The organism is Parafrankia sp. EUN1f (assembly GCF_000177675.1).
In the GTDB taxonomy this organism is placed as follows: domain Bacteria; phylum Actinomycetota; class Actinomycetes; order Frankiales; family Frankiaceae; genus Parafrankia.
The window spans coordinates 67,307-85,168 of record NZ_ADGX01000011.1 but is presented as its reverse complement, the minus strand read 5'-3'; the positions used below and the strand labels follow the sequence as shown (position 1 = coordinate 85,168).

Below are 17,862 nucleotides of genomic sequence, written 5' to 3'. Positions count from 1 at the left end.
CCCGGCTGGGCGGCGGCTACCCGGCCGGGCGGTGGCGGTCACCTGACGGAGCCGTGACGGTCACCTGACCGGGCTGTGACGGTCGCTGAACGCGGGTCTGGTCACGATGGCTGCTCCGACCAGGGCGGGAGGCTACACTTGGCACTCGTGGCGGCAGAGTGCCAGGGCAGGTGACTGCGCCGGCATACCGCCAGCCCCGCCTGGCGTAGGGAACCGGCTGAGGGGGTGTGGTCACGTGCTGGAAGAACGGCGTCTGGAGGTTCTGCGGGCAATCGTCGAGGACTTCGTGCTCAGCAATGAGCCGGTGGGATCCAAGACGTTGGCCGAGCGTCATGCCCTGGGGGTGTCGCCCGCCACGGTGCGTAACGACATGTCCGCGCTGGAGGAAGAGGGCTACATCACGCAGCCACACACCAGCGCCGGTCGGATTCCGACGGACAAGGGCTATCGCCTCTTCGTCGACCGGCTGTCCGGTGTGAAGCCGTTGTCACGAGCCGAACGCAAGGCCATCCAGAGCTTTCTGGAGGGCGCTGTCGACCTCGACGACGTGGTCCGCCGGTCCGTGCGGCTGCTCGCGCAGCTCACCCGGCAGGTGGCGGTGGTGCAGTATCCCTCGCTGTCGATCAGCAGCGTGCGGCACATCGAGATCGTCACGCTGAACCCGAACCGGCTGTTGCTGGTCCTGATCACCGACACCGGCCGGGTCGAGCAGCGGGTGGTGGACATTCCCGCGCCGGTCGACGACGGGGTCGTGGGGGAGCTGCGGGGCCTGCTCAACGGGTCCCTGCGCGGCCGGCGGATCGCGGACGCCACCGAGGCCGCGGCGGACCTGCCGGACACGGTCCGCCCCGACCTGCGCCCCTACCTGACGACGCTGACCACGGTGGTGCTGGAGGCCCTGCTGGAGCGCCAGGAGGAGCGCGTCGCGCTGGCCGGGACGGCCAACCTCACCAGGGCGTCCGTGGACTTCGCCGACTCGTTGCGCTTCATCCTGGAGGCGTTGGAGGAGCAGGTGGTGCTCCTCAAGCTGATCGGTTCGGCGCGTGAGACCGGTACTGTTACGGTGCGCATCGGGCGCGAGACGGACGTCGACGCCCTGCGATCGACCTCTGTTGTCGCCACCGGGTACGGTCTCGGCCCGGCTGCACTGGGCGGAATGGGAGTCGTCGGCCCGATGCGGATGGACTATCCGGGAACGATGGCGGCTGTCCGGGCCGTCGCCAAATACGTGGGTGAACTCTTGGGTGCCGACTGATGGCAGTGGATTATTACGCGACGCTCGGTGTGCGGCGAGACGCAACCGGTGACGAGATCAAGCGGGCCTACCGCAAGTTGGCCCGTGAGCTGCATCCGGACGTCAATCCGGATCCGGAGGCGCAGCAGCGGTTCAGGAACGTGACGAACGCCTACGAGGTCCTCTCGGACCCCGAGAAGCGTCAGATCGTCGATCTTGGTGGTGATCCGCTCGCGCCTGGTGGTGGCGGGGGCGGCGCCGGCTCGCCCTTCGGCGCGGGATTCGGTGGCCTCGGCGACATCATGGACGCGTTCTTCGGGGGCGGCGCCAGCCGTGGCCCGCGCTCGCGGGTCCGGCGTGGCAACGACGCGCTCCTGCGTCTGGAGCTCGACCTCGCCGAGACCGCCTTCGGGGCGACCCGGGACATCACCGTCGACACGGCGGTGGTGTGCCCGACCTGCACCGGGGCCGGCGCGGCGCAGGGCACGCAGCCGTCCACCTGCTCGACATGCCACGGCCGCGGCGAGGTTCAGCAGGTGACCCGCTCGTTCCTCGGCCAGATGGTGACGTCCCGGCCGTGTCCGCGCTGCTCCGGCACCGGAACCGTCATCGAGCACCCGTGCCGGGAATGCTCGGGCGACGGTCGGGTCCGCAAGCGGCGCACCCTGACGGTGAAGATTCCCTCCGGGGTCGAGGACGGGATGCGCATCCGCCTGTCCGGTGAGGGTGAGGTGGGCCCCGGCGGCGGTCCGCCCGGCGACCTGTACGTGGAGGTCTCCGAGCGCCAGCACGCCGTGTTCACCCGCGAGGGTGACGACCTGCACTGCGACCTGCGGCTGCCGATGACAGCCGCGGCGCTGGGCACCGTGGCGACGCTGGAGACGCTCGACGGCTCCGAGACCATCACGGTGAAGCCGGGCACCCAGCCCGGTGAGGTGATCCGGCTCGCCGGGCGCGGTGTTCCGCACCTGCGCGCGGTCGGGCGAGGCCACCTCCACATCCACATCGTGGTCGAGACGCCGACGAAGCTCGACGCCGAGCAGGAACGCCTGCTGCGGGAGCTGGCGAAGCTGCGGGAGGAGGAGTCGCCGGCCGTGGCGGTCGGCGGTTCCTCCGGTGGCTCGGGCCTGTTCTCCCGGCGCCGCAGCGGGCGGCGTAACCGCTGACCGCGCCCGTCTTCCACCTGGATCCGCTGCCGTCGACGGACGTCTTCGTGCTTTCCGGCGCGGAGGGCAGGCATGCCGCCACCGTCCGCCGGCTGCGGTCGGGTGAGCGCCTGGACGTGACCGACGGCGCCGGTACCGCGCTGGAATGCGAGGTCGGCTCGGTCGGCCGGGACGAGCTCGAATGCGTGGTCCTGCGTCGTCGGGAGGTGCCCGCACCGGTCCCGCGGCTGGTGGTGGCGCAGGCGCTGGCCAAGGGCGACCGCGGCGAGCTGGCGGTCGAGATGATGACCGAGGCCGGTGTCGACGAGATCGTTCCCTGGGCGGCGTCGCGGTGCGTGGTTCGCTGGGAGGGGGAACGCGGCGAGCGGTCCCGGGCCCGGTGGGACCGCACGGCGCGGGAGGCCGCCAAGCAGTCGCGCCGCCTGGTCTGGCCCGAGGTCGGGGGACTGGTCACCACCGCCGCGCTCGCGCGGCGCGCTCGGCAGGCCGCGCTCGCCGTCGTCCTGCATGAGACGGCGTCGACACCGGTCGCAGGTCTCGCCCGCGGGCTGCAGGTTCCGCGGGCTGTGCCGGCCCCGGCACCACCGCCTGGGATTCCTGGGACTCCCGGGATGTCCGGCGCGGCACCGGGTGCGCCGGCGGTGCCGGAGGTGCTGCTGGTGGTGGGCCCGGAAGGTGGTGTGTCCGAGGAGGAGCTCGGCGCGCTCACCGCCGCAGGGGCCGTCGCCGGGCGGCTCGGCCCGACCGTGCTGCGGACGTCGACGGCGGGCGTTGTCGCGGCGGCGGTGGTACTCGCCGACATCGGTCGCCTGGGCGGATAGACTGGGTTCGTCTGCGGGCCACCTTCGCCCCAGGCTGACACGATCGTGCTCCCGTGGCTGTGCTCCCGTGACTTGGGGGCTTGCTTGGCTTGGTGCTTGCGCGGCCTGGTGCCTGCGCGAGCCCATGTGATCCGCGCTCGTGTGATTCACGCTCGATGTGAGAGGTGCTCCGGCCCAGGCGGCCGTACTACATGCCCGATTCCGACGCTCCCCCAGACGCGCGGGCCATCACGCGCATCGTCGTTCCTGGCCCGCACAGCATGGTGAGTCTGCTCGGCCACCAGGATCAGTTGCTGCGTGCGGTCGAGAAGGCCTTCTCCTCCGACATCCACGTCCGCGGCAACGAGATCACCATCACCGGTGACCCGGCCGAGAACGAACTCGCGGCCAAGCTGTTCTCCGAGCTCATAGCGCTGCTGGACGCCGGGACGGAGCTCAGCCCGCAACATGTGGACCATTCGGTGGCGATGTTGCGCAGCGGTGCGGGGGAGCGGCCCGCGGAGGTGCTCACCCTCAACATCGTGTCCAACCGTGGCCGGACGATCCGCCCGAAGACCCTGAACCAGAAGCGTTATGTGGACGCGATCGACCAGCACACGATCGTGTTCGGCATCGGGCCCGCGGGAACCGGCAAGACCTACCTGGCGATGGCCAAGGCGGTCCAGGCGCTCCAGGCGAAGAAGGTCAACCGGATCATCCTCACCCGGCCGGCGGTCGAGGCCGGTGAGCGCCTCGGCTTCCTGCCGGGCACGCTCTACGAGAAGATCGATCCGTACCTGCGCCCGCTCTACGACGCGCTGCACGACATGATCGATCCCGACTCGATCCCGCGGCTCATGCAGAGCGGGACCATCGAGGTCGCGCCGCTGGCGTACATGCGTGGCCGCACTCTCAACGACGCCTTCATCATCCTGGACGAGGCCCAGAACACCTCGCCGGAGCAGATGAAGATGTTCCTCACCCGGCTCGGCTTCGGCTCGAAGATCGTCGTCACCGGTGACATCACCCAGGTCGACCTGCCGGCCGGCACGCACAGTGGCCTTCGAGTGGTCCGTGAGATCCTCGACGGGGTCGCCGACGTCCACTTCGCCACGCTGACGAGCACGGACGTCGTCCGCCACCGCCTGGTCAGCGACATCGTCGACGCCTACGCCCGCTGGGACGCGGCGAGCCCGGTGCCGGCCGCCGACTCGCGCCCGGCCCGGGCCACCCGCCGGGACCGCCGGTGAGCGCCCGGGAAACGAGCGCCACGGAAAGGGAACGGTAATGGCGGTCTTCGTCGCGAACGAGTCGGGTGTGACGGACTTCGACGAGGTCACCCTGGCCGCGCTGGCCCGGTTCGTGCTGGACACCATGAAGGTCAACCCGCTCGCGGAACTGTCGGTCATGCTGGTCGAGGTCGACGCGATGACCGACCTGCACGTCCGCTACATGGGCGAGGACGGGCCGACCGACGTGCTCGCCTTCCCGCAGGACGAGGCGTTCGAGCCGTCCTGGTCGGAGTCGGTGGAGGAGGACCCGACAACCCTGCTCGGTGACGTCGTCCTGTGCCCCGAGGTGGCCCGTAGGCAGGCTGGGCAGGCCGGCCACGGGATGGAGCGGGAGCTGCACATCCTCTGCACCCACGGCATCCTGCACCTGCTCGGCTACGACCACGCGGAGCCGGAGGAGGAACGGGAGATGTGGAAGCTCCAGAACAGCCTGCTGGCCTCCTGGGACATCGCGGCCGGCGCCGGCACCTCCTGAGGAGCCCGGTCCGTCATGGAGTCCGGTGATCTCCTGTTGGTCTTCATCGCCGCGGTGGCCGCCCTCGCCGCCGCGGGCCTCGGCGCGGTGGACGCCGCCCTCACCAGGGTCTCCCGGGTAAGCGTCGAGCAGTTCGGCCGGCAGCACAAGGCGGGCGCCGCGAACCTGGCCCGGGTCGTGGCCGATCCGGGGCGCTACCTCGCGCTGCTGCTGTTGCTGCGGATCGTCGGCGAGATGGTCGCCGCGGCCTGCATCACCGTCCTCGCCGTCCACGCCTACGGGGCCGGGTTCGCCGCGGTCGGCCTGGGCGCGCTGGTCTCCACCCTGGTGGCCTACATCCTGGTCGGGGTGATGTTCCGGACGCTGGGCCGCCAGCACGCCCCCGCGGTGTCGCTGGCCACCGCGGGGCTCACCATCCGGCTGGCGCGGATCTTCGGGCCGCTGCCCCGGCTGCTCATCGCGTTCGGCAACGCGGTGACCCCCGGCCCCGGCTACCGCGACGGCCCGTTCGCCTCGGAGGCGGAGCTGCGCGATCTGGTCGACCTCGCGGAGGAGAACGAGGTCATCGAACCCGAGGAACGGGACATGATCGCCTCGGTGTTCGAGCTGGGTGACACGCTCGTCCGCGAGGTCATGGTGCCGCGCCCGGACATGCTCTTCATCGAGTCCGACAAGACCGTGCGGCAGGCGATCTCGCTGGCGCTGCGCAGCGGCTTCTCCCGCATCCCGGTGATCGGCGAGAGCGTCGACGACGTCGTCGGGATCGCCTTCCTCAAGGACATGGTCGGCTGGGAGCGGGAGGGCCGCGAGGACAGCCGGGTCGCCGAGATCATGCGGGCGCCAGTGCTCGTTCCCGAAAGCAAGCCCGCCGACGACCTGCTGCGCGAGATGCAGGCGTCGCGGACCCACATGGCGGTGGTCATCGACGAGTACGGTGGCACCGCCGGGCTGGTGACCATCGAGGACATCCTCGAGGAGATCGTCGGTGAGATCACCGACGAGTACGACAGCGCCACGCCGCCGGTCGAATGGCTCGACGACGACACCGCGCGGGTGACGGCACGGCTGGACGTCGACGATCTCGCCGAGCTCTTCGGCGTCGAGGACGTGCCCGGCGCCCGCGATGTCGAGACGGTGGGCGGGCTGCTCGCCAGCGCGCTCGGCCGGGTGCCCATCCCCGGCGCGACCGCCGACGTGGCCGGGCTGCGGCTGTCCGCCGAGCGGGCGGCCGGTCGGCGCAACCAGATCGGCACTGTCGTCGTCCGGCGGCTGACCCCGTCGACCCGTGACCCGGACGCGCCGGAAGGGCCGGCCGGGCCAGGCGGGACGGACGGGCCGGAGCAAAGCAGAAAGGTGACATCGTGATGTCTTCCACCCCCCTTCCAGCCCGCCGGCCGGACCAGTCCTGGAGGCGGAGGACACCAAGCTGGTGGTGCTGGCCCGCGCCGCCCGGCTGCGGGCCTACACGCCCGGCGGCCAGCTCGCGGAGGGCGCCGCGGTGCGCGACACCGACGGCCGGACCTACGTGGCCGCCACGGTCGCGCACGCCCGGCCGGAGCTGGCGACGTCGGCGCTGCGGGCCGCGGTCGTGGCCGCGGCGTCCAGCGGCGCGCGACGTTTCGAGGCCGCGGCCGTGGTGACGGAGGCCGACGCGGCCGCCGCCGACGATCTGGCCATGCTCGCCGAGTTCGGTGCGGGGGTTCCCCTCTTCCTCGCCGGGCCGGACGGCGTGGCACGCACCCGGACGTCGAGCTAGTGGACCTTGCGACGGGATTCCGCTCGGGGTTCGCCTGTGTCGTGGGCCGCCCCAACGCGGGCAAGTCCACGCTGACGAACTCGCTGGTGGGGACGAAGGTGGCGATCACGTCCGGGCGCCCGCAGACGACCCGGCACGCCATCAGGGGCATCATCCATCGTCCCGACGCGCAGCTGATCCTGGTCGACACCCCGGGTCTGCACCGCCCGCGCACGCTGCTGGGCCAGCGGCTCAACGACGTCGTGCGCGCGACGCTGTCGGAGGTCGACGTGATCGGCTTCTGCATGCCGGCCGACGAGCCGCTCGGGCGGGGCGACCGTTTCATCGCCGACGAGCTGGGCCGCCTGGCGCGGCGGACACCGGTGGTGGCCATCCTCACCAAGGTCGACAAGGTGGCCGACCCGGACCGGGTCGGCGCTCGGCTGCTGGAGGTCTCCGGGCTCGGTGACTTCGCCGAGATCGTGCCGGTCAGCGCGGTGTCCGCGTTCCAGGTCGACCGGCTCGCGGACGTGCTGGTAGCCCGGCTGCCGGAGGGCCCGCGGCTCTACCCGGAGGGGGAGCTGACCGACGAGCCCGAGCAGGTGATGGTCGCGGAGCTGGTGCGCGAGGCGGCCCTGGAAGGTGTGCGCGACGAGCTGCCGCACTCGTTGGCCGTGGTGGTCGAGGAGATGCTGCCGCGGGAGGGCCGCCCCGCGGACCGACCGTTGCTCGACGTCCGGGTCAACGTCTTCGTCGAGCGCTCGAGCCAGAAGGCGATCGTCATCGGCTCCGGCGGCTCCCGGCTGCGTGACGTCGGCACCCGGGCCCGTACCCAGATCGAGGCGCTGCTGGGGACGCCGGTCTACCTGGACCTGCACGTCAAGGTGGCCAAGGACTGGCAGCGGGACCCGAAGCAGCTTCGCCGGTTGGGTTTCTGACGGCTCCGGGCCGGGCCGGGGCCGGGTTTCCGGCGGCGTCTCATGGTGCTCGGCGGCGTCGCCGGCTGTCCCGGGAGGTCGGGACGGATGCGGCCCCACCTGGTCGTGTGGAGCAGGCATGTAACCATGGGAACGTGCCGGTGTATCGCGATGAGGGCGTCGTCCTGAGGACGATGCCCTTCGCCGAGGCCGACCGTGTCGTCACGGTGCTCACGCGGCGTAACGGTCGGGTCAGGGCAGTCGCCAAGGGCGTCCGCAGGACGTCCTCCCGATTCGGTGCCCGGCTGGAGCCGGGGACCTACGTCGACCTCCAGCTCCACGAGGGCCGGTCGCTGGACACGGTCACTCAGGCGGACATCCTGGGTGCCTACGGTGCGACGATCGCCCAGGAGTACGCGCGGTACACGGCCGCGGCGGTGATGCTGGAGACCGCGGAGCGGCTGACCAGCGAGGAACGCCAACCTGCCTTCCGGCTTTTTCTGCTGCTCGTGGGCGGTCTGCGTACGCTGGCAGCGGGTGAACGTACGCCGTCCCTGGTCCTGGATGCCTTCCTGCTGCGATCGCTCACCGTCTCCGGCTACGGGATGGCGTTGGACGAGTGCGCGCTCTGCGGGGAGTCAGGACCACACCACTCGCTGTCCGTCGCCAGTGGCGGCGTAGTGTGCCCGGAATGTCGACCGCGAGGCGCGGTGTCGACGTCTCCGGCCGCTGTGCGGCTGCTGGCCGACCTTCTGCACGGTGACTGGGACGGCGCGGAGGCGACCGACGTCCGCACCCGACGGGAGGCCGGGGGGTCGTGGCCGCCTACCTTCAGTGGCATCTCGAACGGGCGCTGCGGGCCCTGCCGCATCTTGAACGGACGTGAGGCCACGGGCATGAAGAGCCGATGGGCGCGGAGGCGGTGGCCTGGGTCGGGCACGGACGTGCACGGCGGGCGAGGGGACCGTGTGAGGAGCGGGGACGGGATGTGTGCTGCGAGACCGGTGGTCCGGGTGGGCTCGGGCCGGCGGGGGTCGGTCGGTGAGGCGCCGGCCCGGACGAAAGGATGTCGGCTGTGAGCCTGCGTGAAGAGGTGGGCAGACGGTTCCGCGATCCGCGTCCGCATCCGTCCGGAGCGCAGCCGCCGCCGTTGCCGCCGGCCCTTGTCCCGCGTCATGTCGGGATTGTCATGGACGGCAACGGCCGCTGGGCGAAGCTGCGCGGCCTGCCCCGTACCAAGGGGCACGAGGCCGGTGAGGACTCGCTGTTCGACTGTGTCGAGGGCGCGATCGAGATGGGCGTGCGCTGGCTGTCGGTCTACGCGTTCTCGACCGAGAACTGGAAGCGCTCGCCGGACGAGGTGGCGTTCCTGATGCGCTTCACCGACGGTGTCTTCGGGCGGCGCATCGACGACATGCACGAGCTCGGTGTCCGCGTGCGCTGGGCCGGGCGGCGGCCCCGCCTGTGGGGGAACGTGATCCGGCGGCTGGAGGCGGCGGAGGAGCTCACCCGCGACAACGACCGGCTGACGCTGGTGATGTGCGTGAACTACGGCGGGCGTGCGGAGCTCGCGGACGCCGCCGCGGCGATCGCCCGGGACGTGCGCGACGGCCGGCTGCGCCCGGAACGCATCAACGAGGAGACAGTCGCGCGATACCTGGATGAGCCGGATATGCCGGACGTCGACCTGCTGATCCGTACCTCGGGCGAGCAGCGGCTGAGCAACTTCCTGCTCTGGCAGGCGGCGTACGCGGAGTTCTCCTTCGTACCCACCCTGTGGCCTGACTTCGACCGGCGCGATCTGTGGCTGGCCTGCGAGGAGTACGCCCGCCGCGACCGGCGCTACGGCGGCGTGGTCGCGAAGCATGCCTGACCACCGGCCGGCGGCCTCCGCGGGGCCTGCGGTGGCCGCCGGAGCTCCGGTGGTCGCGGTCCTCCGGTTCGAGGTGCCTGAAGCGGCCTGGTCCGATTTCGCCGCGGCCGGCGAGCGGGTGGTGGCCGCACTGGCCGCGCAGCGCGGCTTCCGCACCGCCCGGCTCGGCCGCAGCGCCGACGAGCCGGGCGCCTGGCTGCTGGTCACGGAATGGGCTGGTCCGGGCGCCTGGCGGCGGGCGCTGTCCGCCTTCGACGTCCGGTGTGAGCTGACGCCTACGCTGGTCTGGGCCCAGGACGCCCCGGGCGCCTTCGAGGTCCTGTACGAACGCGACGCCGACGGGCCGGCCTACTCCCACGGCTCGGCCCTCGCGCCGGACGCGGCGGTCATCGCCCCCGGCGCGGGCGTCCGCACGGGGGCCCGCGCCGGAGTCGACGACGGCGTGTGGAGCCTGGACGAGCGGTAGCGGCCCTGCCACCCGGTAGCCTCGGCGGGGTAACACCCGATCACCGAGCTGCCGAGGCTGACCCGATGCTGACCATGCAGGACGCCCTGCTGACGTTGACCCGCTACTGGACCGAGCGCGGCTGCATGATCGTGCAGCCGTTCAACACCGAGGTCGGCGCCGGTACGCACAACCCGGCGACCATCCTCCGGGTGCTGGGCGGCGAGCCGTGGCGGGTCGCCTACGTCGAGCCCTCGGTGCGTCCGGACGACTCCCGGTACGGTTTCAACCCGAACCGGCTGCAGACCCACACCCAGTTCCAGGTGATCCTCAAGCCCGACCCGGGTGACCCGCAGGAGCTCTACCTGGGCAGCCTGCGCGCGCTGGGCATCGACACCGCGGCGCACGACGTGCGCTTCGTCGAGGACAACTGGGCCTCACCGGCGCTGGGCGCCTGGGGGCTCGGCTGGGAGGTCTGGCTCGACGGCCAGGAGATCACCCAGTTCACCTACTTCCAGCAGGCCGGAGGCCAGTCCCTCGACCCGGTGAGCGTCGAGATCACCTACGGGATCGAGCGCATCCTGATGGCGCTGCAGGAGGTCCGGCACTTCACCGAGATCGCGTACGCGCCCGGGGTGTCCTACGGCGAGGTGTTCGGCCAGTCCGAGTACGAGATGTCCCGGTACTACCTGGACGAGGCGGACATCGACACGGTGCGCCGGATGTACGCCGAGTTCGCGGCCGAGGCACGCCGGCTCATCGACGCCCGGCTGCCGGTCCCCGCGCACACGTACGTGCTCAAGTGCTCGCACGCCTTCAACATCCTCGACTCCCGCGGCGCCGTCTCGACCACCGAGCGGGCCACCTCGTTCACCCAGATGCGTGGGATGTCGCGCGAGGTCGCCGCCCTGTGGCGGGACCGGCGTGTCGAGCTCGGCAGCCCGCTGGGCGAGACGCCCCGACCGGCCGCGGCGACCCCGGCCACCGTCGACCCGGCGGCGGTGCCCACCGGGCCGGCGACCCTGCTGTTCGAGATCGGTGTCGAGGAGCTGCCCGCCGCCGAGGTGACCCGGCAGACCGAGGCCGTCCGCGCGGCGCTCGTCGAGCGGCTCGCGGCCACCCGCCTCACCCACGGCGAGGTGCTGGTGCGGGGCACCCCGCGGCGGATCGTCGCCGTCGTCGCCGACGTCGCGCCCCGGGAGCCGGACGTGGAGCGGGTCGTCCGCGGCCCGCGCCGCGCGGCCGCCTACGACGCGGCGGGTGAGCCGACGAAGGCGGCGACGGGCTTCGTCCGCGGGCAGGGCGGCGACGTGGCCGATCTGACCGTTGTCGAGTTCCGCGGTGTCGAGCACGTCGCGCTGGTGCGTACCGACGTCGGCCGGCCCGCGACGGAGGTGCTCGCCGAGGTGCTCGGCGCGGTGCTCGCCGGCCTGCGCGCCGAGCGGAACATGCGCTGGAACGACCCCGAGCTGTCCTTCAGCCGGCCGGTGCGCTGGGTGGTCGCGCTGCTCGGCGCCGCGGTGGTGCCGGTCGCCGTGTCCACGCTGGCCGCCGGCGCGACGTCGCGCGGTCATCGCCGCGCCGGTTCGCCGCCGATCGAGGTGGCGGGTGCCGACGGCTACGCGGACCTGCTCGCCGGGCACTCCGTCCTGCTCGACCCGGCGACCCGCCGCGAGCTGATCGTGGACGAGGCGGCGAAGCTCGCCGCCGAGCACCAGGGCACGATCGACCTCGACCTGGAGGGCGACGTCCTGGCCGAGGTGACGAACCTGGTGGAGTATCCGCGTCCGGTGCTGGGCTCGTTCGAACAGCGGTACCTCGAGCTGCCGGCCGAGATCCTCACCACGGTCATGCACAAGCACCAGCGGTACCTGGTGGTGCGTGACGCCGCCGGCGCGCTGCTGCCCTGCTTCGTGACGATCGCGGACGGGGCCGTCGACGTTCCCCTCGTGCGTGCGGGTAACGAGGCGGTGCTGCGCGCCCGGTTCGAGGACGCCGCGTTCTTCTTCGACGCCGATCTCAAGGTGCCGCTGGCGACGTTCCGCGCCGGGCTCGCGAAGCTCACCTTCGAACAGCGCCTCGGCTCGGTGGCCGACCGCGCGGACCGCATCGCCAGGCTGGCCGGAGTCCTCGCCGACCGGCTCGGCACCGGGGAGGGCGCCGCGACCAGCGGAGGCACCGCGGCCGCCGGGGGCCTGTCCCCACAGGATCGGGCCACGATGGACCGGGCAGGGGCGCTGGCCAAGTTCGACCTCGCCACCCAGATGGTGATCGAGCTGTCGAGCCTGGCCGGGACGATGGCCCGGGAGTACGCCCGCCGGGCCGGCGAGCCCGAGGCGGTGGCCGTGGCGCTCTACGAGATGGAGCTGCCGCGCCGTGCCGGCGGGGTGCTCCCGCAGACGGTGCCCGGCGCCCTGCTGGCGCTCGCCGACCGGCTCGACCTGCTGGCCGGGCTGTTCGCGCTCGACGCCGCGCCCACCGGCAGCTCGGACCCGTTCGGGCTGCGCCGGGCCGCGCTCGGGGTGACCGCCATCCTGGCGCAGCGCCCCGAGCTCGCCGGCCTCGCCGTGGCGGACATGCTGGCCGAGGCGGCGAAGCTGATCCCGGTCCCGATGTCACAGGAGGCCCTGGAGCAGGCGGACGCGTTCGTGCGCGGCCGTTTCACCCAGCAGCTTCTCGACACCGGGGTGGATCACCGGCTCGTCGCCGCCGTGGCGCCGCTGACCGCTCGACCGGCCCGCGCCACCTCGACCGTGGCGGAGCTGCGCGTCCTGGTGGAGGACCCGTCGTTCGCGCGGCTCGCCGCCGCGGTCGGGCGGATCCGCCGGATCGTTCCGGCTGACACGGCACCGGGCATCGCGATCGCGGATCTCGTCGACCCGGTCGACCACAGACTGGCCCAGGCCGCGACCGAGCTGTCCCGTCAGCTGGTGGTCCGCACCTCCGGCCGGGCGCCGGAGCTCGTCGACTTCGTCGCCGCCGCGGCTGCGCTGCCGGAGGCGGTCGAGGCGTTCTTCGACGGTGTGATGGTCATGGCCGAGGAGCCGGCGCTGCGTGCCGCGCGGCTCGGCCTGCTCGCCGAGATCCGTGACGTCGCGGGTGAGGTGCTGGACTGGGACGCGCTCGGCGCGCTGCCGACGGCGTCGGTGGGTGCCGTCGGCGCCTCCTGAGCGTCGATCGGTGGCCGGAAGGTTTAGGCAGGTCCGCTGCGGCTAACGTGATATCGCGTGGACCTGTCCTTTCGGCGGCTTCTGCCCCGTCCGCCCTCGGCGGCCTGGTTTCGGGTGGCGTGGTGGCGCTGGGCGGTGCGCATCGTCCTGATGGCCGTCGCACTTCTGCTCGTGGGCTCTGCCGCGACCTTCGGGCAGGTGTGGTGGGTCGGGCGCGGCGATGACCGGCGGGCCTCCGACACATTGATCGTCCTTGGCGCGTCGCAGTACGACGGTCGGCCGTCGGCGATCCTCGCCGCCCGCCTGGACCACGCGCTCGAGCTCTACCGTGCCGGTGTCGCGCCACGTGTCATCACGGTGGGCGGGAACCAGCCGGGCGACCGTTTCACCGAGGCGGAGGTCGCCGCGACGTACCTGCGTGACCACGGGGTTCCGGCCAGTGCCGTGCTGGCGGTTCCCCAGGGAAGGGACACGCTGTCGTCGATGATCGCGGTGGCAGGCCTGATGGACAGCCGGCACTGGGGGTCGGCGGTGGTGGTGACCGACCGCTGGCACAGCCTCCGGTCCCGCACCATCGCCGCCGATCTCGGCATCGCGGCGGTGGCGTCGCCCTCGACCAGCGGGCCGGCGAACCGCGGCTTCGGCACCCAGGTCCACTACATCCTGCGCGAGGGCATCGGCTATCGCTTCTACCAGCTCTTTCACCGCGCCTCGCCGGCCGCGGCGCACACCCCGGCGGTCTGAGCCCGCCGGGCGAACCACCGAGATGGCCGGCGGGTCGGTGGGCCCCCTGGTAGGTACCCCCGTCCGGGCTCGTGCCGGTACCGCCGGCGGTGATCAACGCCACGGGCGCGGCGGCCGGCGGGGAACGGATGCGACACCCGGGCGGTCCCAGCGGCCCTGCTTCGTGGGCCGTCCGGCACGTGCCCGCCGCCGGCGTGGGGCTCCTGGACGGCCGTCGTATGTGACGAAGGCCGGCTTTCCGCTGGTGTGGTGGGGCGGAGGTGCTGGTACGGTTCGGATCGCGGAGTGACGGGGTAGTGCGACAGGCGTCAGACGCCGGGTCGGCCGGCCCGCGGCACATACGACACTCGACCTGTGCGGGCCGTACGTTCACGACTGCCCATCACGCCGGCACGCCGGCAGGTGCACCGGCCTGACCAGGACGACCGAAAACAGCACAATGCTGACGAAGGAGACTGGTGTGGCAACTCCCGTGTCCGAAGTGGTTGGAGTCGCCGACCTGGAGACGGTTCGGGAACTCGCGCAGCAGCTGCGAGTCGACTCGGTACGCAGCAGCACCTCGGCGGGTTCCGGTCATCCGACCTCCTCCATGTCTGCCGCGGATGTCATGGCGGTGCTGCTCACACGCCATCTCCGTTACGACTGGGACAACCCGGACGACCCCGCGAACGATCACCTGATCTTCTCCAAGGGGCATGCCTCACCCCTGATCTACTCGATGTTCAAGGCCGTCGGTGTGATCTCCGACGAGGAGCTCATGACCGGGTACCGCCGTCTGGGCCAGCGCCTGCAGGGCCACCCGACCCCGGTCCTGCCCTGGGTGGACGTCGCGACCGGATCGCTGGGCCAGGGCCTGCCCGACGCGGTCGGCGTGGCGCTCGCCGGCAGGTTCCTGGACAAGGTGCCCTACCGGGTCTGGGTGGTCTGCGGCGACAGCGAGATGGCCGAGGGCTCCATGTGGGAGGCGCTGGACAAGGCCTCGTACTACGGCCTGTCCAACCTTGTCGCGATCGTGGACGTCAACCGGCTCGGTCAGCGCGGGCCCACCGAGCTGGGCTGGGACATGGAGGCCTACGCCCGCCGGGTCGAGGCCTTCGGCGCCCGAGCGGTCGTGATCGACGGTCATGATCTGGGCGTGATCGACGCGGCGCTGGCCGACGCCGAGGACGCGACCCGGCCCACGGTGATCCTGGCCCGTACCCGCAAGGGCGACGGCTTCTCCGAGGTGGCCGACGCCGAGGGGTGGCATGGCAAGCCGCTGCCGGAGGACATGGCCGCCCGCGCGATCGTCGAGCTGGGCGGTGAGCGCAACCTGCGGGTGCGCGGCCCGGTGCCGTCGGCGGACCTGCCCCGGCCCACGCCGGCGCCCCGCCCGGCGATCACCCTGCCGACCTACGAGCTCGGTGCGAAGATCGCCACCAGGCGGGCCTACGGGCAGGCGCTGGCCGCGGTCGGCGCGTGGACGAACGTGGTGGCCCTCGACGCCGAGGTCAGCAACTCGACCTACTCCGAGGACTTCTCCAAGGTTCACCCGGACCGCTTCTTCGAGATCTTCATCGCGGAGCAGCAGCTGGTAGCGGCCGCGGTCGGCCTTTCGGTGCGTGGCTACGTCCCGTTCGCGTCGACGTTCGCGGCGTTCTTCTCCCGCGCGTACGACTTCATACGGATGGCGGCGATCTCGCAGGCCGACATCCGGCTGTCCGGGTCGCACGCCGGGGTGGAGATCGGTCCGGACGGGCCGTCCCAGATGGCGCTGGAGGACCTCGCGATGATGCGGGCGATCGGCGGCTCGACCGTCCTCTACCCGAGTGACGCGACGTCCACCGCGAAGCTGGTGGAGGTGATGGCCGGGCTCTCGGGCATCAGCTACCTGCGGACCACCCGTGGTGCCTACCCGGTGCTCTACGGGCCGGACGAGCAGTTCGTGCCCGGTGGTTCGAAGGTCCTGCGCAGCTCGGACGCCGACACCGTGACGCTGATCGGTGCCGGTGTCACCCTGCACCACTGCCTGGCCGCGGCGGATGTCCTCGCATCGGAGGGGGTCGCGGCGCGGGTGATCGACCTGTACTCGATCAAGCCGGTCGACGCCGCCACGCTCGCCGAGGCCGCGCGGGCGACCGGCGGGCGGCTGGTCGTGGTGGAGGACCACTACACCGAGGGCGGTATCGGCGGAGCCGTTCTGGAAGGGCTCGCGGGAGTCCTGCGGGACGGCAGCGTGTCCCTGCGGCTCGCGCACCTGGCGGTCACCGAGCTGCCCGGCTCCGGCACCCCTGACGAGCTGCTGGACTTCGCCGGCATCTCCACGCCGCACATCGTGGAAGCCGCGCGCGGCCTGCTGCGCTGAGCCAGCCGCACACAGAACGCCAGCCGCACAGGACCCTGGCTGCACACGGAACCGGCCCCTCGGCGGTGAGACGAGGGGCCGGTTCCGTCAGGACATGGTGACGCGAGGAGCCGCGAGCGGGGTTTGTGATGCGGGTGTGACGAGAGGGACCGGTACCAGGAGGTCAGCCCTGCCGGCTCCAGCCGCCCGCGCTGACCTTTCGCCGGTGTCGGCTCAGCCGGCTCAGCCGGCTCAGTCGTCGCCGGCCGGGGACGGACCACCACCGAAGGTCATGTCGACCAGGGTGAGATAGAGCCGGTCCGGCCGCGGAAGGAAACTGATCTTCGAGAGAGCCTGGTCCTGACCGGCGGACTCGACGACGAACTCGCCATAGCCCAGGAGCCGCCCGAGCGGGTCCCGGTTGTAGGTGAGGTCGGTGATCTTCGACAGCGGCATCGTCTGGACCTTCCGGAAGACGATCCCCGACACCTTCAGCAGACGCTTGTCTGTGATCATCAGGTGGTCGAAGTGCCAGTCCGCGATCTTCCAGAGCATCCGGAGGATCATGAAGAGGGCGAAGTACCACAGCACCGTGGTGATGGGCCCGGTGTCGATGCCCTGCATGGCCAGGAGGATGTTCGCGACGAGGGCCAGCAGTACCGCGCCCAGTGTCTGCCCGAAGATCGGCAGCATGATCGCCCAGTGCAGGCGCACCATCATGACCAGGCGCTCCTGGGAAGCCAGGTACTTGGTGTCCCGCAGCGCTGGGTCGGGAAGCTGGAGTCTCGGCACGATCAAAGTCTCGCAGACGCCGGGTCCGGCAGGTGCGGGTTCACAGGGCTGTGTCTGTCACGAACTCCGACGCTCCGTTCCCGATGTCCTCAAGCCAACCGATGACCCGGTCGATGATGCTCGCGGCACTGTCCGGTGCGGTGACGACGAAGAAGATAAGGAACGCGATCGCACCGTACTTGACGATCTTGTCCACGGCGGGCCTCCGGGCCGAGTTGGGGGAACGGGGTGCGCCCAAAGTATCGTTGTTGCGATCGACGTAGGTACGAGAATCGGCCTGATACGCATGGCTTCGTGGTCAGTGAGTGGTATGAACCCGCTGGCGCGGGCCTGTGAACTCGCAAAACAGGCCGAAGGTCACCGTCGGTGAGCGTCTGTAGCCCCCCGAATCGGTGCTGATCCACAAGTCCGCTTCGGCGTGTCGCGCCCCCTCTGGGGGAGCGTGGTCGTCCGGTCGTTGGGTGCGGTGGCCGTCCGGCTCGCCGGGTTGCCCCGGCGGTGCCATCCCCGCGTCATCCAGGTGCTGCATTGTGCCGCCTGTGCTGTCCTGTCCCGGCTGTGCTGTCTTGTCCCGCCTGCGCTGTCCTGCGCTCCTGTGTCGTCCCGGCCCGGCTGGTGTCCCCGGGTGTGGTCGGCGGGCTACCGGTGCGTCGACGGCGAGGGGTCGATGTCGGCCGTTGCGGGGCACTGACGGGCCGACAGCTACCAACGGCACTGTGACCAGCGAAAAACGACGTACGCTGTGATCGCTGTCGACTGTGTTTGGGATGGGATGGGGTCGTGGCGCGACACTGGAGTGATGAGGGTGGTTCGTCGGTGGCTTCCGATGTGGCCCGTGTCGCATCATGGACCCTGCGGGGGTGTGCCGATCGGTGCCGCTCGTCGTCGCTGCGGCA

The 17,862-nt window shown here is 71.5% G+C and carries 15 protein-coding genes and 1 pseudogene; 14 read left to right on the top strand and 2 right to left on the bottom strand.

The window, feature by feature from the left end; all coding sequences use genetic code 11:
* Positions 1-235: 235 nt before the first annotated feature.
* From hrcA to FREUN1FDRAFT_RS04975, 14 genes and pseudogenes are all read left to right on the top strand, one after another.
* Positions 236-1,255: a heat-inducible transcriptional repressor HrcA gene (gene hrcA, locus FREUN1FDRAFT_RS05040; RefSeq protein WP_006538881.1), complete on the top strand. Its 1,020-nt coding sequence runs from the start codon at positions 236-238 to the stop codon at positions 1,253-1,255.
* Positions 1,255-2,400 (top strand): molecular chaperone DnaJ, encoded by a 1,146-nt coding sequence (dnaJ, locus tag FREUN1FDRAFT_RS05035; RefSeq protein ID WP_006538880.1) that lies wholly within the window; start codon positions 1,255-1,257, stop codon positions 2,398-2,400. The genes hrcA and dnaJ overlap by 1 nt, the downstream gene beginning before the upstream one ends.
* Positions 2,397-3,221: a 16S rRNA (uracil(1498)-N(3))-methyltransferase gene (locus FREUN1FDRAFT_RS05030; protein ID WP_083828562.1), complete on the top strand. Its 825-nt coding sequence runs from the start codon at positions 2,397-2,399 to the stop codon at positions 3,219-3,221. The genes dnaJ and FREUN1FDRAFT_RS05030 overlap by 4 nt, the downstream gene beginning before the upstream one ends.
* Before the next feature lie 191 nt (positions 3,222-3,412).
* Positions 3,413-4,450, top strand: coding sequence for a PhoH family protein (locus FREUN1FDRAFT_RS05025; RefSeq protein ID WP_006538878.1), 1,038 nt, complete (start codon positions 3,413-3,415; stop codon positions 4,448-4,450).
* Between the two features lie 37 nt (positions 4,451-4,487).
* Entirely contained in the window at positions 4,488-4,967 is a 480-nt protein-coding gene (gene ybeY, locus FREUN1FDRAFT_RS05020) for an rRNA maturation RNase YbeY (protein WP_006538877.1), read from the top strand.
* A gap of 15 nt (positions 4,968-4,982) precedes the next feature.
* Positions 4,983-6,332, top strand: coding sequence for a hemolysin family protein (locus FREUN1FDRAFT_RS05015; RefSeq protein ID WP_006538876.1), 1,350 nt, complete (start codon positions 4,983-4,985; stop codon positions 6,330-6,332).
* 40 nt (positions 6,333-6,372) lie between these two features.
* Positions 6,373-6,723: a cytidine deaminase gene (locus tag FREUN1FDRAFT_RS05010; protein WP_035950041.1), complete on the top strand. Its 351-nt coding sequence runs from the start codon at positions 6,373-6,375 to the stop codon at positions 6,721-6,723.
* Positions 6,723-7,640, top strand: a complete 918-nt coding sequence (gene era / locus FREUN1FDRAFT_RS05005) for a GTPase Era (protein ID WP_006538874.1) — start codon at positions 6,723-6,725, stop codon at positions 7,638-7,640. Before FREUN1FDRAFT_RS05010 ends, era begins: the two co-directional genes overlap by 1 nt.
* 134 nt (positions 7,641-7,774) lie before the next feature.
* Positions 7,775-8,505, top strand: a pseudogene (gene recO, locus FREUN1FDRAFT_RS05000) (DNA repair protein RecO).
* A 189-nt stretch (positions 8,506-8,694) separates the two neighbouring features.
* Positions 8,695-9,492 (top strand): isoprenyl transferase, encoded by a 798-nt coding sequence (locus FREUN1FDRAFT_RS04995; RefSeq protein WP_006538872.1) that lies wholly within the window; start codon positions 8,695-8,697, stop codon positions 9,490-9,492.
* Complete coding sequence (locus FREUN1FDRAFT_RS04990) at positions 9,485-9,958, top strand: antibiotic biosynthesis monooxygenase (protein ID WP_050795744.1); 474 nt, start codon at positions 9,485-9,487, stop codon at positions 9,956-9,958. Before FREUN1FDRAFT_RS04995 ends, FREUN1FDRAFT_RS04990 begins: the two co-directional genes overlap by 8 nt.
* A gap of 65 nt (positions 9,959-10,023) precedes the next feature.
* The gene (locus FREUN1FDRAFT_RS04985; RefSeq protein ID WP_006538870.1) at positions 10,024-13,107 is read left to right on the top strand and encodes a glycine--tRNA ligase; all 3,084 of its coding nucleotides are present in this window, start codon (positions 10,024-10,026) and stop codon (positions 13,105-13,107) included.
* A 57-nt stretch (positions 13,108-13,164) separates the two neighbouring features.
* Positions 13,165-13,851, top strand: a complete 687-nt coding sequence (locus FREUN1FDRAFT_RS04980) for a YdcF family protein (protein ID WP_035950037.1) — start codon at positions 13,165-13,167, stop codon at positions 13,849-13,851.
* A 460-nt stretch (positions 13,852-14,311) separates the two neighbouring features.
* Positions 14,312-16,195: a transketolase gene (locus tag FREUN1FDRAFT_RS04975; protein ID WP_006538868.1), complete on the top strand. Its 1,884-nt coding sequence runs from the start codon at positions 14,312-14,314 to the stop codon at positions 16,193-16,195.
* 231 nt (positions 16,196-16,426) lie between these two features.
* Here FREUN1FDRAFT_RS04975 and FREUN1FDRAFT_RS04970 read toward each other — a convergent pair whose 3' ends face one another.
* On the bottom strand, positions 16,427-16,966 hold the full coding sequence (locus FREUN1FDRAFT_RS04970) for a PH domain-containing protein (protein ID WP_035950103.1): 540 nt from the start codon (positions 16,964-16,966) through the stop codon (positions 16,427-16,429).
* A gap of 40 nt (positions 16,967-17,006) precedes the next feature.
* On the bottom strand, positions 17,007-17,162 hold the full coding sequence (locus tag FREUN1FDRAFT_RS44960) for a hypothetical protein (protein WP_006538866.1): 156 nt from the start codon (positions 17,160-17,162) through the stop codon (positions 17,007-17,009).
* Positions 17,163-17,862: the final 700 nt, after the last annotated feature.